Source organism: Cytophaga sp. (assembly GCF_051961495.1).
In the GTDB taxonomy this organism is placed as follows: Bacteria; Bacteroidota; Bacteroidia; order Cytophagales; family Cytophagaceae; genus Cytophaga.
In genome coordinates, this window is sequence record NZ_JBQCDF010000042.1 from 1 (window position 1) to 14,945 (window position 14,945).

Here is a 14,945-nt window from a genome sequence, read left to right on the forward strand (position 1 = left end):
AACTTCATCATCTCTGGAAAACACATCTGTAAATGTGCATAATGCTCCGTCAATTATTGCCGGAACCATTGATTTTGATGTTAAAAGCGTAGATCCGCTGCCAAATTTAAATAACGGTTCTATTGAACTAAAAATTACTGAAGGAAAAGCCCCTTATAAGATCCTGGTGTATTCAACCAATATGCCTCTGAAAGAATATCAGGTTCCTGGAGAGTTAACCATAAACAATCTGGCTGCCGGAGATTATATGATTGTAGTGAGTGGAAGAGACAATGCCTATAGAAGTAAAACAATCACATTAAGAAAAAATTAGTTTTGAAATCTTTCAATCATATATTAATAAGAGTATTTTGTATCTTTCTTGTTAGCTATTTACTAATAGATTCAAGAAATGCAATGGCACAAATGTGCAGTTCACCATCGGTTTCGATGAGTGTGACTACACAAAATTTACGTTGTAACGGAGACAAGAGCGGTAGCATCGCTGTAACTATATCCGGAGGATCAACTCCTCTTTACACCTATTCACTTTATAGTGTTGTACTTGATCCGATCATCGTTAATAATTATCCAATTAACAATTATACATTTTCCAATTTACCAGCAGATAATAATTACTTTTTAGTTATCCAGGTCCCAATTGGCGGAGGGAACTTTGCTTTCTGTAGCCAGTCCATTACTTTAACGGAACCTCCCCCTCTAACTATATCCACTGCTTCCATCACAAACGTGAGTTGTAATGGAGGTAATAACGGCGCAATTGATGCAACTGTAACGGGAGGCCCCACTATGCCCTATACCTATTCATGGAGCAATGGAGCAACTACTGAAGATATTTCAGGGTTAACAGCCGGCACCTATACGCTTACGATCATTGATGGTAACAATTGTACCACATCCCAAACCTTCACTGTTACAGAGCCTGCTCCTTTAACTGCAACAGCTGCTGTAAGCCAAATTACATGTAATGGTGCAAACAATGGCAGTATTACATTAACCCCAGCTGGAGGTACAGCGCCCTATAGTAATTTTGTTTGGAGCAATGGTGCTACAACGCAAAATATTTCAGGCTTAGTTGCCGGGACTTATACTGTAACATTCAAAGACAGTAAAGGCTGTACCGGTTCTGCTTCAGCAACGGTTAATCCGGCACCTGCAGTAATCAATGCTACCGCAAATCCTACACAGATCTCATGTAACGGGGCGAATGACGGAGCTATTACCCTTACCATTTCTGGTGGTACTGCTCCTTACAGCAACTTTGTTTGGAGTAATGGCGCTACAACGCAAAATATTTCTGGCTTAGTTGCAGGAACTTATACTGTAACATTTAAGGATAATAATGGATGTAACGGATCAGCTTCAGCAACGATTAATCCGGCACCAGCTGCTGTAACAGCAACTGCTACACCTACACAAATAGTATGCAATGGTGGTACGGGAAGTATTACATTAACTCCGGCAGGCGGAACGGCTCCTTATAGCAATTTTGTTTGGAGCAACGGTGCCACCACACAAAATATCTCGGGCTTAACAGCAGGAAGCTATACGGTAACATTCAAAGACAGTAAAGGTTGTACTGGATCAGCTTCGGCAACGATTAATCCGGCTCCTACTGCTATTACAGCAACAGCCACACCTACTCAAATAGCCTGTAACGGCGGTACAGGAAGTATTGCATTAACTCCCGCTGGTGGAACTCCTCCTTACAGTAATTTCTTATGGAGCAATGGTGCTACGACTCAAAACATTTCAGGCTTATCTGCAGGCACCTATACGGTTAGCTTTAAAGACAGTAAAGGTTGTACCGGGTCGGCCTCTGCAACAATTAATGCAGCACCTGCTACAATAACAGCAACTCCGACGGTTACACAAATTACCTGCAACGGTGCTTCCAACGGTAGTATTTCATTAACATTATCCGGAGGAACTGCTCCTTACAACAGCTTTCTATGGAGCAATGGCGCTACCACTCAAAACATTTCAGGTTTAGCTGCCGGAACCTATACCGTAGTTTTCAAGGATAACAATGGTTGTAGCGGATCGGCTTCAGCAACTGTTAATCCGGCACCGGCTGCTGTAACGGCAACTGCTACCCCTACACAGATTACCTGTAATGGTGGAACTGGAAGTATTACCTTAACACCTGCCGGCGGAACAGCTCCTTACGGTAATTTTGTTTGGAGCAATGGTGCAACAACCCAAAATATTTCCGGGCTAGCTGCCGGGACCTATACAGTTACATTTAAAGATAATAATGGCTGTAGCGGATCCGCTTCGGCAACCATTAATCCAGCTCCGCCTGCTGTGACAGCAACTGCTACTCCTACACAAATTACCTGTAATGGTGGAACTGGAAGTATTACATTAACACCTTCTGGTGGAACTGCACCATATAGTAATTATATCTGGAGCAATGGAGCAATTACTCAAAACATTTCAGGACTCGCTGCTGGAACCTATACTGTTACATTCAAAGATAATAATGGTTGTACAGGAACAGCTTCTGCTACAATAAATCCGGCTCCGGCAGCTATAACAGCAACTGCTACTCCTACTCAGATCAGTTGTAATGGGGGAACAGGAAACATTACATTAACTCCTTCAGGTGGAACTCCACCATATAGTAATTTTGTATGGAGCAATGGTGCCACCACTCAAAATATTTCCGGATTAACAGCAGGCACCTACACCGTTACATTCAAAGATAGCAAAGGTTGTACCGGGTCAGCTTCGGCAACGATAAACCCGGCTCCGGCTGCTATAACAGCAACTGCTACTCCTACTCAGATTACTTGTAATAGCGGGACAGGAAGTATTACTCTAACTCCTGCCGGTGGAACTGCACCATATAGTAATTATATCTGGAGCAACGGAGCAACGACCCAAAACATTTCTGGTTTAGCTGCCGGCACCTATACAGTAACGTTCAAAGATAATAACGGCTGCTCAGGATCAGCTTCGGCCACGATCAATCCAGGCCCGACTGCTGTAACAGCAACAGCTATTCCTACTCAGATCACTTGTAATGGTGGAACTGGAAGCATTACATTAACACCTTCAGGTGGAACTGCACCATACAGCAACTATCTTTGGAGCAATGGCGCCACCACTCAAAATATTTCCGGATTAACAGCAGGTACCTACACCGTTACATTCAAAGATAACAATGGTTGTACAGGAACAGCTTCCGCTACAATTAACCCGGCACCGGCTGTTGTAATAGCTACGGCTACTCCTACTCAAATTACCTGTAATGGTGCCAATAATGGAAGCATTGCATTGACACCTTCGGGTGGTACAGCTCCTTACAGTAACTATATCTGGAGCAATGGTGCTACCACTCAAAATATTTCCGGATTAGCCCCGGGAACATATATAGTAACATTTAAAGATAGCAAAGGCTGTACTGGTTCGGCTTCAGCAACAATCAATCCGGCACCTGCTGCTGTTACAGCAACAGCTACTCCTACCCAGATTTCATGTAGCAGCGGCACAGGAAGCATTACATTAACCCCGGCAGGTGGTACTGCACCTTACAGCAACTATCTTTGGAGCAATGGCGCCACCACTCAAAATATTTCCGGATTAGCTCCGGGAACATATACGGTAACATTTAAAGACAGCAAAGGCTGTACTGGTTCGGCTTCAGCAACAATCAATCCGGCACCTGCTGCTGTTACAGCTACAGCTACCCCTATACAAATCACCTGTAACGGTGGTACAGGAAGTATCACCTTAACCCCGACCGGCGGAACAGCTCCTTACAGTAATTTTGTTTGGAGCAACGGGGCTACCACGCAAAATATTTCCGGATTGACTGCTGGAACATATACAGTGACTTTTAAGGATAACGGTGGCTGTAATGGCTCTGCTTCGGCAACCATCAATCCTGCCCCTGCTGCTATTACTGCAACTGGTGTACCTACTTCTCCTTCATGTAAAGGCGTAACCGGTGGCAGCATCGTTTTAACTCCAGGCGGCGGTACAGCTCCTTATAAATCATATGCATGGTCTGACGGAAGTACAAGCAAAGATTTGATGAATGTACCTGCAGGTACTTATACAGTTGTTATTACAGACAATAACAACTGTATAAGTGCTCCGATAAGCTTTATCATAACAGACGGGATTGCCATCACCGGAACGGCAACTGCTAATCCAACAACTATTTGTTCAGGAGATATCAGTACTGTAACCGCTGCGATCGATCCTGCCTATACGCCTGCTCCTAATCCATACTCATTCAACGGCGGTACAACATTCCAAAACAGTCCAACATTTACGACTCCTTCAATCGCAGGCGATACAATTATTCATGTACTTTTAAAAGACATTAATGGCTGTTTAAGCAATGATCTTCCGGTAGCAATTACTACTACCAAGATTAATGGGGCAACAATAGCCATAACCAATCCAATAACCTGCCACGGAGGCGCTCAAGGTGAAATTACCGTTACTGTTTCAGGAAACTCTTCAGGTTATACATATTCAATCAATGGCTCTGCTTTCCAGTCTTCGGGTGTTTTCTCAAACTTACCCGCTGGAGCATATACTGTTGTTATAGATGATGGTACAGCCTGTAAATCGAGTGTGTCCATCACATTAACCGAACCGGCAGCCTTAACCATTGGAATTAAAACAAGCACCGACGTGAATCCTTGTACGGGCGGAAACAATGGATCAATCCAGGTTACAACAAATGGTGGTAACGGAAGTAATATCTTTACACTTAACCCAACAGGTATAAGCCAGACAGATAGTTTATTCTCAAATTTGGATGCAGGAACTTATACTGTCACTGTAACAGATTCAAAAAACTGTTCTGCGAATACAAGTGTTACCATTAACACACCGGCACCAATATCAATTGTACCTACCAACCATACTGACATCAGCTGTACCAATCCCACTTCCGGGTCAATCGATATTACAGTAACCGGAGGTATTGCACCATATGCTTATCAATGGTCAAATGGCAGCACAACAGAAGATGTGGCAAATCTGACTGCAGGTGTTTATAAAGTAATTGTTACAGACAGCAAAAATTGTAAAGACTCATTGAGCATTACGATCATCGATGCTCCTGTTGTAACAGGTACAGCTACTGCAAGTCCTGCTGCTGTTTGTTCCGGACAAGGAACTACCGTAACAGCTGCTATCGATCCTGCATTTACTCCTGATGCTAACGCATATTCATTTGATGGTGGAATAACATTCCAGGCATCACCATCCTTTCCGGTTGCCAGCATTATTGTAGATACCACTGTAAATGTAGTATTAAAAGATATTAATGGATGTTTAAGTAACCCTATTGTGGTATCTATCGCAACAATCAAAATCGTTGCAAGCATAGATGTTACTAAACCTGTAAGCTGCAATGGAAATGCTGACGGAGAAATAACAGTAACTGTATCAGGTTCTTCAGCCGGATATACTTATTCGATCGACGGAACTACCTTCCAGTCATCCAATGTATTTACGAATCTTGCAGCTGGTTCCTATACTATTATTATTGATGATGGTACTTCCTGCAAGTCCAGCTATCCATTCACATTAACAGAACCTTCTCCTTTAACGCTAGCTATCAAGAGTACCGTAAATGTGAATCCATGTGCCGGTGGCAATAATGGCTCCATTACAGTAACGACAAATGGCGGAAATGGCAGCTATCTGTTTACCATTACACCTCCTGGATCTTCTCAGACTGACAGTTTATTTGCCACATTAAAAGCTGGTAGTTATACAATAAAAGTTACGGATGCCAAAGGTTGTACTGCAACTACAAATGCAACATTAACACAGCCTGTAGGAATTGATACTGCTGCCATTGTAGCAACAATCGTTGATAATAAATGCCCTGGCGATATCAATGGTTCAGTTAAGCTATCTAATGTAACCGGTGGTGCCAGTCCATATACATATACATTGAATGGCACGACCAACTCTACGTCTATCTTTACCGGACTAGCATCCGGTCAGCACTCAATGCTTATTACTGACAATCTCGGTTGTTCAATAAACTACCTGTTTAAAGTAAATGAACCTGAACCGATCATATATACAGCTATACCAACACCATCTTCGTGCAACAAGCCAGATGGAAGTATAGAAATTACTAATGTTACAGGCGGTACTCCACCTTATAAGTATAGTATTAATGACGGACAAACATATGTATCAACTTCTTTATTCACCAATCTTGGTGCAGGCGTTTATCATTTGCGTGTAAGCGATAACCAATGTTCTTATACAAAAGATGCGACTATAGATACGAAAACTGCGCCAGTACCTTATATCAGAATTGAGCAACCAACATGTAACAGCGGTGGAAATGGTTTTGTTGTGATCGACTCGTTATCCGGAGGTGTGCCTTTATTCCAGTATAACTTCAATGGAATTGATGTTGGATCAACAACGGTTTATTCAAACCTGAAAGCCGGTTCTTACAGTTTACAGATAACAGATCAGGCTTGCACCTATGATATTGACAGCTTTTATGTATACAATAAAACAACTGCTCTTTATGATACACTGTCGGCGTTAAAAATAACAATTACTGAGCCGCAGGCTATTACTGCTACTATCGAGACACAGGAAGCTGATCGTTACAATAACACAGGTGCTGTGTTGCTGCATCATATTACAGGCGGTACTCCGGGTTATGCGTGGAGTACAGATAATATTACATATACTCCTGTACTTCATGATTCTATTTACTTAAGCTACTTACACAAAGGAAATCATACGATTTATGTTCAGGATACCAATAGCTGTGTAAGTACGTTTGATATCGTAATTCATGTTCAGTTCTTTATTCCGAATTTGATTACACCAAACAAGGATGGTAAAAACGATCGTTTTGAAATTATGGCTTTACCTGTGGGCAGTGAATTAAAAATTGTAAACAGATGGGGTAACCAGGTATACAGCAGTGATAACTACGACAACTCATGGGATGCCGACGAAGACAGTGACGGTGTTTACTATTATGAGCTGACATTGCCAAACGGAGACAGGCATAAAGGCTGGGTCGATGTTATACGCTAGCAGAATTTAAAAGAAAAAATCCCCGGTAATTCTTACCGGGGATTTTTTCTTTTATTTATACATTACAATGTTGTCAGAAAAGCCATGGTATCTACTCCATCAGCAAAATCAGTGATAGCAGGATGCTGTGCTGCGCCAAAGCTGAAACTGTTATAGAATGGATTTTGTCTGGCGCTTACTACACATTGCAGTTGTTCATTATTTTTTTGAAGCAGTTGAGCCAATTCTTCCTGTGCATAATAAAATGAATAAGTCAAGGTAGCGATATGAGAAAATATGGATTCTGACTCTTTCAATAAAATATAACCTGAGTCGAAATGATGTACCTGGTCAATCAATAGAACAGCTTTGTTGTATTCGTAATTGTTCAAAAATTTATGGTGATTACGAATTGTATTAAACTTTCCTTCCCAGGCACTCAGGATGGTTACAGGAGAATAGCCGGCAGGTAAATACACATGAGATACATTCCTGCAACCTAAGCCGAAATACTGAAACACATCTTCACCTAATGCAATTAATTCTTCCGTTGTTTCATTCCCATGGATAACTGCTACAGATGTTCTGTTTTTGCGGATGATATTGGGAGTATTCCGGAAATAATATTCAAAATGCTTAGCTGTATTATCGCTGCCAGTTGCAATGTAGGCATCCATATTTTTTAATTGATCCACGAAAAAAATCCGTTCCTGATAAGAAGCATTATAATCAATAAGGATCTGTGCAATTTTTTTTAGAAGCACATTATCTTCTGCGCTCAATTTTGCATATAGAATATTACCTGAAAGCAGTACACATAAAAAATCATGAAAACCAACCGCCGGAATATTCCCAGCCATAATCACTCCTATTTTCTTTGGAGTAGCAGAAATTTTATAGTTCGAAAAGAAGCTTTTCAGACGCTCAGGTTCCAGAAGTTCAATAATTCCTGTTAATGCAGATTTTACATTTCCAGCCGTAAACCATGGATTATTTGCCTCTGCCCTGTATATCCAGTCATTTAATTCTTCTGAATCAATCTTTTGCAAATAGTTATGCAGATGAGCAAATGTCTGTAAATCTGTGTATAAACCTTTCATCTGTTTTTTTTGTTAGTGTATTATATGCAAATATAATTTGAACCTAAGGATTTTGTATCTAATTTTGTAAACCAATTACTACGAATAGAGAATATGGCTATAATAATTACTGACGAATGCATTAATTGCGGTGCATGCGAACCTGAATGTCCGAATACAGCGATATACGAAGGTGGAGTTGAATGGAACTATGCAGGAGGTACTAGTTTAACAGAAATCCAAATGGAAGATGGCAGCACGATTGATGCTAAAGATCCCATGGAACCTGTATCAAACGAGTTCTACTATATTGTTCCGAACAAGTGTACTGAATGTACTGGTTTCCATGAAGAACCTCAATGTGCTGCTGTTTGTCCGGTAGATTGCTGTGTAGACGATCCGGATAATGTTGAAACTGTTGAAGAATTAACAGCTAAGAAGGCTTGGCTACATGGAGAATAAGCTCATTATCAAGCATTAATCATAAGTACAGAAAAGGCGGCAATTTGTCGTCTTTTTTATTTTAAAAGGTATTACTATTTTAGGAGCAGAATTGAGATAATTTTAAAAAACCACCATGAAAACAGTAGACAGTTTTAACTTTTCAGGTAAAAAAGCCCTGATACGCGTTGATTTTAACGTACCTCTTAACAAGAGTTTTGAAATTACAGATGATACAAGATTAAAAGCAGTATTGCCTACTGTTTCTAAAGTATTGAAAGATGGTGGTTCAGCAATTTTGATGTCGCATTTAGGTAGACCAAAAGGTGGACCGGAAGAAAAATATTCTTTAAAGCATATTATCCCTTACCTAAGCAAAATGTTTGGTCAGGAAATATTGTTTGCCGATGACTGCATCGGTGCAGATGCAAAAGCAAAAGCAGCAGCATTGAAGCCAGGTCAGGTTTTATTACTTGAAAACCTACGTTTCTATCCTGAAGAAGAAAAAGGTGATGTTGAGTTTGCAAAAAAACTTTCTGTTTTAGGAGATGTATGGGTGAATGATGCATTCGGTACTGCACACAGAGCACATGCTTCAACAGCTGTGATCGGCCAATTCTTCAAAGATAAAGTTTGCGGTTATGTAATGCAGGCTGAGCTTGATAATGCAAATAAATTATTGACAAGCGGTGAAAAACCAAGAACAGCTGTAATGGGTGGTTCTAAAATCTCAGATAAAATTCTTGTTATTGAAAACTTACTGGATAAAGTAGACAACCTGATCATCGGTGGGGGTATGTCATATACATTCACAAAAGCATTAGGTGGCAAAATCGGTAAGTCAATCAACGAACCGGATAAATTAGACCTCGCACTTTCTCTGCTTGAAAAAGCAAAAACAAAAGGCGTGAAGTTATACTTACCTTTAGACAACATTATTGCAGATGATTTCAGCAATGATGCAAAACGTCAGACTGTGAAAACAGGCGAAATACCTGACGGCTGGGAAGGTCTAGATATCGGCCCTGAAACCGTTAAGTTATTCAGCGAAGTAGTTGCTGGTTCTAAAACAGTTTTATGGAACGGACCAATGGGAGTATTTGAATTCGCAAACTTTGCTACAGGTACAATCGCTATTGCTAAAGCAGTTAAAGAAGCTACGCAAAAAGGTGGTTACTCTCTAATTGGTGGTGGTGACTCTGCTGCGGCAATCAATAACCTTGGTTTTGGTAACGATGTATCTTATGTTTCTACAGGTGGTGGAGCATTACTTGAATACTTCGAAGGCAAAACGCTTCCAGGTGTTGCAGCTTTAGAGAAATAGTACAAAGTATAGAGTACTTAGTACAGAGTATAAAAGAGAAAGGCTTCAGATAGTATCTGAAGCCTTTCTCTTTTACTTTAATATGTGTGGTACTGTACTAAATTTGTACTATGTACTATGTACTCAATACTTTGTACTCCGTACTCATTCCGTGTCTTCAATATGAAACTTGTGCAGCAAACGATGTAATGTGGGCGCAATGAACACCCCTATTGATGTTAGGAATGCTACACCGCTATAAATAGAATAAAAGGAAGCAAAAAGCTTGGCCGCATCCGTTGTCATAGGATCAATGGGGCCCATGCCTGTAAGGATCATGCTTGCATTCAATAATGAATCAATAAGGGGCAAACCTGCATAATGATGATACCCCCATATTCCAAAGCCTAACGAGAGCGCCAGGAAGGCAAACGAAATGATAAAGGAAACAAATGTTCGCCATAAATAAACCCGTGCCGGGGCCAGCTTTTTACTTTTAAACATAACCTTTATGAAACAAATTGTTTGATATTATTCTGAATTCCCTGCAGCAATGTAATACGCGCCTGCCTGCTTGCCCAGGCGATGTGTGGGGTCAGGATAAGCTGACCATGATCCTGTAATTGCAATAAAGGAGAATGAAGTGGTAATGGTTCCTGCTCAAATACATCAAGGGCTGCTGCATGAATTTTCTTTTCCTGTAATGCTTCAACGAGATCCGTTTCAACAACAATCCCTCCTCTGCCTACATTGATCAGGATGGCTTCAGGCTTCATCATCGCCAGCTGCTTTGCACCAATCAGCTGACTGGTCTGTGCGTTGAATGGCGCATGAATACTAACTACGTCAGAAGTCTTTAAAAGTGTGTCTAATGACACGCATGCATAGCCCGCATCTGTATTTTTTCCACTGGTAGAATAATATTGCACCTGCATGTTGAAGGCCGTTGCAATCTTAGCTACAGCTTTGCCTATATCTCCCATTCCAATAATACCGATTGTCTTGCCTGCAATTTCTTCCAAACCCGGACCAATATGCGTGAAGAGCTTTTGGGAAGAATACATTTCTTCTTTCACATAGGTATCATAAAACGTGATCCGATTGAACAGTTCAATAATAAAGCCAAAGGTTAGCTGGGCCACGCTGTTTGTGGAGTATCCTTTTACATTCTTCACCGGAATATTCAAAGCAGCAGCTTTATCAAGATCGATATTATTTGTACCTGTTGCGGCCACGCAGATCAACTTCAGCTTCGGCAGTTTCTCCATCAGTACTGCATCAATCTTTACTTTGTTTGTAACGATAATATCTGCTGGCAAGCAACGCTCCAATCTTTCATCCAGACTAGTTTCAGCATATTGCGTATAAGCACCCAATGCATGGAAACTCTCCAGTTCAGGCATATCACCCATTGTGAGGGCATCAAGGAATACAATGTTCATAGTGAATCAGGTTAAAGATCAATAATCACATTTCACGAACGAAATCTTTTTATAAAAGATAACGTCAGCAAAATACCAATAAAGTAAAATACGTTTACATATAAAAAATTTATTTCATATTCCGAGCGGTTTACCTCATGCCAAAGCACATAGATCAACAACCCTGTTATCAAGAAGCTGAACCCAATAGTCAACACAATGAAGCGAAGCGCATCCGCTTTTATGATAAAACCAGAAAGCTTAGGTATAGATGCTGTGACCAAGCCAAAGACCAACCAATGAAAGAGCATGTGCATATTGCCATAATCCACGGGTATTTCAGCGAATTCTTTCAATGAAAGAATTCCTAAAAAAAATAATACAATGCCGGTTAAAAAAAACACTAAATATCTCATATCATTTTTTTATCCAGAAATATTTTCCGGTATCGTCAATCTTCACTTTTGATTTATCCATCAGTGTACGGATAATCTCAAGTACAATATTTTTATCCAATCCTACAAATTCTTTTTCCAACTCTTCAATCGGAATATTTTTTGTTTGCAGCGTCTGTTGTACAACCATGGCTGCATGATCGTAATATTCTTTATTACGGTTATTGCGTATGCATCTGTCGCAGATACCGCATGGCTGCGAATTATATTCACCAAAATACTCAAGTACATATTTTGCCCGGCATTCTTCTGTATGGAGAAAGCCAATCATGTTCTCTACACTTTCTAAGTCATGATCTTTGCGATCTTCCAGCCATTGCAGATCCAACTGCAGTTTGGGAGCATCCTGTCGTGGTAATAAGAAAGTCAGCTGCGGCACATCGCTGGCATCAATAAAATCAATAATACCGTTTTGCGCCAGAAATTTGATCTTACTGATAATCTCAGACTCTGGTGTCAATGTAGCCTTCGCCAACGCTGAAAAAGAAAATTCACGGTAAATTGTATACACTTCCCCTCCAAACATTCGCAGGAGTTGTTTGATAAATTCATCGTGTTTAGGCATTTTTAAACGGGCATCATATAACTGATCGTGATCAACAATTACCTTTAACTTAGGTGGATTGTAAAATGCTTCACTCAATTGTATAATACCGTGCTGCTCCATTCGTTTCAGTGAATAGAAAACTTCCAGCTTGTTATGATTGTATTTCCTGCAGAATTCATCCAGGTCAAAGGGATAACTTTCCATGTAACCACTGCCTACAGCCAGCTGGTAGTAATTGGCCAGCGATTGATACATTCTTCGTATGGTTTCCGGAGAAGGATGCGCCACCGGAATTTTAGCCAGTAGTTCATCTTCATCTTTCTGGGTATGCAATAACACCGCAAACGCTTTATTACCATCTCTTCCTGCCCTGCCTGCTTCCTGAAAATAACCTTCCAGTGAATCCGGAACATCCATATGGACAACCAAACGTACATCGGGTTTATCAACGCCCATACCAAAGGCATTGGTCGCAACCATTACACGCACTGTATTTTTCATGAACGCATCCTGCCTGAGGTTGCGTTGCTTATGATCCAAGCCACCGTGATAAAACTCTGCCGGGATCCGCTGCTTATTTAAAAACTCTGCAATACGCACCACACGTGCGCGTGTATTTGCATACACAATACAAACACCTGGTATTTTCTGCAGCATGGAAACCAATCGTTTTTCTTTGCTTTCTTCATATAAGCACGAATACGATAAGTTCTTGCGGGTGAAGCTTTGTGTAAACAGCTGCGGATCATTCAAGGCAAGCTGTTCCATGATATCGTTCAATACCATTTCATTGGCCGTAGCTGTTAAGGCAATCACCGGCACTTCAGGAAGCAATGTCCGTATGGATACAATTTCCCTGTACGCGGGCCTGAAATCGTGCCCCCATTCCGATATACAATGAGCTTCATCTATCGCGATGCAGATGATGTTCATCTTCTGCACGCGTTCTTTGAATAAATCTGATTTTAAACGTTCGGGAGAAACATATAACAGCTTAACGGAACCATACACACAATTATCCAGCGCAATGTCAATCTCTGTTTTGCGCATGCCTGAATGAATGGCAACAGCAATAATACCTCTTCTGCGCAGTTGCTCCACCTGATCTTTCATCAATGCAATCAACGGACTCACGACCAATACGAGTCCTTCGCGTGCCATTGCGGGTACCTGGTAACAAATGGATTTACCTCCGCCGGTTGGCAGTAGTGCAACCGTATCGTTTCCGTCTAAAATAGAATTGATAATGTCTTCCTGGAGCGGACGAAAGACTGAATGCCCCCAATAGGTTTTGAGAATTTCATGTAAAGAAGTGCTCATACCCGACCGGTCATTTAGATAATTACACCATCCTGCATGACTACCTTACGGTCTGACAGGTCAGCAAGCTTTTCATTGTGTGTAACAATAACAAACGTCTGGTTATAGGATTTCCGCAGATCAAAAAACAACTGATGCAATTCTTCTGCATTGTGTGTATCTAAATTACCACTTGGCTCATCTGCAAAAACAATCAGCGGATCATTAATCAATGCCCGGGCTACAGCCACACGCTGCTGCTCACCACCCGACAACTGATTGGGATAATGTGTAAAGCGGTGTGACAAACCAAGAAAACTCAATAGTTCTTTCGCCCGTGCTTCTGCTTCTTTGATGTTGCGCTTACCGATCATGGCTGGCAGCAATACGTTTTCAACAGCGGTAAATTCCGGCAATAAATTATGAAACTGAAAAATAAAACCTATATACTGATTCCGGAAAGCTGATAAAGTTTTATCATTCATGGAAGAAATCTCCTCATCATTAATCTTAACCCAACCTGTATCTGCCCGATCAAGGCTTCCAAGAATATGCAGCAAGGTACTTTTGCCCGCACCGGAAGCACCTACAATAGAAACTACTTCGCCTTGCTGAACTGTAAAATCAATACCTTTTAATACTTCAACATTACCATATTTCTTGTGAACGTTACCGGCCTTAAGAATCTCTTGCATAACGATTATTTATTGAATAGATAAAGATAGTGAAATGTAATTATAAATTATGGGTTATAAGTTATGAATTACACGATAACAATCAACAGCTTCTATTAGGGAACAGTGTATCCTAGATTATGCCCAGCTTTTTCATTAAAAATGTAGCGCTTTTATTTTTACAGATTCCCTCACGGAGTTTGTAATCAAAAATCAGTTCATCGTTGATAATCTCTACTTCAAAGCATTTATTGAAAAGCTTGCCGGGATACTGATCTGATGTGCCGCAGACTTCAAGATCATGTGTGGCAATAATACCTATCCCCTGTTTTTCAACAACCTTTTTAATAAACTCAATGGTACCACTGCGCTTATCATCTGAGTTTGTACCACGTAAGATCTCATCCAGCAATACAAAACATCTGCGCTGATCCAGGGTCTGTACCAGCTGCTTTAAACGCTTCACTTCCGCAAAGAAATAGGATTCGCTATCGGCTAATGAATCCGACAGACGCATTGATACAATCACAGGGAGTGGATGTATATCTGCTGTAGAGGCGCATACAGGAGCACCTGCCCCTGCCAGCACCATATTCACTCCCAATGTCCTGAGGAAGGTGCTTTTTCCGGACATATTTGACCCGGTCAGGATCACAAAATTCCCATCCCGGAAAGCAATTGTATTACAAACTCTTTT

10 protein-coding genes are annotated in these 14,945 nt (G+C 40.9%); 4 read left to right on the top strand and 6 right to left on the bottom strand.

Annotation, left to right across the window (positions count from 1 at the left end):
* Together ACTHJT_RS02160 and ACTHJT_RS02165 are read left to right on the top strand one after the other, a co-directional pair.
* Nucleotides 1-313 (top strand): hypothetical protein (locus ACTHJT_RS02160; RefSeq protein ID WP_440236053.1); only part of this gene is annotated, 313 nt, incomplete at its 5' end.
* An 83-nt stretch (nt 314-396) separates the two neighbouring features.
* Nucleotides 397-7,050 (top strand): gliding motility-associated C-terminal domain-containing protein, encoded by a 6,654-nt coding sequence (locus ACTHJT_RS02165; protein WP_440236055.1) that lies wholly within the window; start codon nt 397-399, stop codon nt 7,048-7,050.
* Between the two features lie 62 nt (nt 7,051-7,112).
* On the opposite strand, the gene ACTHJT_RS02170 is transcribed toward ACTHJT_RS02165, so the two are convergent.
* Entirely contained in the window at nt 7,113-8,129 is a 1,017-nt protein-coding gene (locus tag ACTHJT_RS02170; protein WP_440236057.1) for an acyl-CoA reductase, read from the bottom strand.
* Nucleotides 8,130-8,222: 93 nt separating this feature from the next.
* On the opposite strand from ACTHJT_RS02170, the gene ACTHJT_RS02175 reads away from it, so the two are divergent.
* Nucleotides 8,223-8,570 carry a 4Fe-4S dicluster domain-containing protein gene (locus ACTHJT_RS02175; RefSeq protein ID WP_440236059.1) on the top strand — a complete coding sequence of 116 codons (348 nt, stop codon included), beginning with the start codon at nt 8,223-8,225 and terminating at the stop codon, nt 8,568-8,570.
* Between the two features lie 115 nt (nt 8,571-8,685).
* Nucleotides 8,686-9,873: a phosphoglycerate kinase gene (locus tag ACTHJT_RS02180; protein ID WP_440236061.1), complete on the top strand. Its 1,188-nt coding sequence runs from the start codon at nt 8,686-8,688 to the stop codon at nt 9,871-9,873.
* Nucleotides 9,874-10,017: 144 nt separating this feature from the next.
* On the opposite strand, the gene ACTHJT_RS02185 is transcribed toward ACTHJT_RS02180, so the two are convergent.
* The 5 genes from ACTHJT_RS02185 to ACTHJT_RS02205 all read right to left on the bottom strand — a co-directional run.
* The gene (locus tag ACTHJT_RS02185) at nt 10,018-10,356 is read right to left on the bottom strand and encodes a hypothetical protein (protein WP_440236063.1); all 339 of its coding nucleotides are present in this window, start codon (nt 10,354-10,356) and stop codon (nt 10,018-10,020) included.
* A 5-nt stretch (nt 10,357-10,361) separates the two neighbouring features.
* Nucleotides 10,362-11,294 (bottom strand): D-2-hydroxyacid dehydrogenase, encoded by a 933-nt coding sequence (locus ACTHJT_RS02190; RefSeq protein ID WP_440236065.1) that lies wholly within the window; start codon nt 11,292-11,294, stop codon nt 10,362-10,364.
* Between the two features lie 396 nt (nt 11,295-11,690).
* Nucleotides 11,691-13,595, bottom strand: a complete 1,905-nt coding sequence (locus ACTHJT_RS02195) for a RecQ family ATP-dependent DNA helicase (RefSeq protein ID WP_440236067.1) — start codon at nt 13,593-13,595, stop codon at nt 11,691-11,693.
* Between the two features lie 14 nt (nt 13,596-13,609).
* Nucleotides 13,610-14,269 (bottom strand): ABC transporter ATP-binding protein, encoded by a 660-nt coding sequence (locus tag ACTHJT_RS02200; RefSeq protein ID WP_440236069.1) that lies wholly within the window; start codon nt 14,267-14,269, stop codon nt 13,610-13,612.
* Nucleotides 14,270-14,381: 112 nt separating this feature from the next.
* A partial coding sequence (locus tag ACTHJT_RS02205; RefSeq protein ID WP_440236071.1) for a MutS-related protein occupies nt 14,382-14,945 on the bottom strand: 564 nt, incomplete at its 5' end.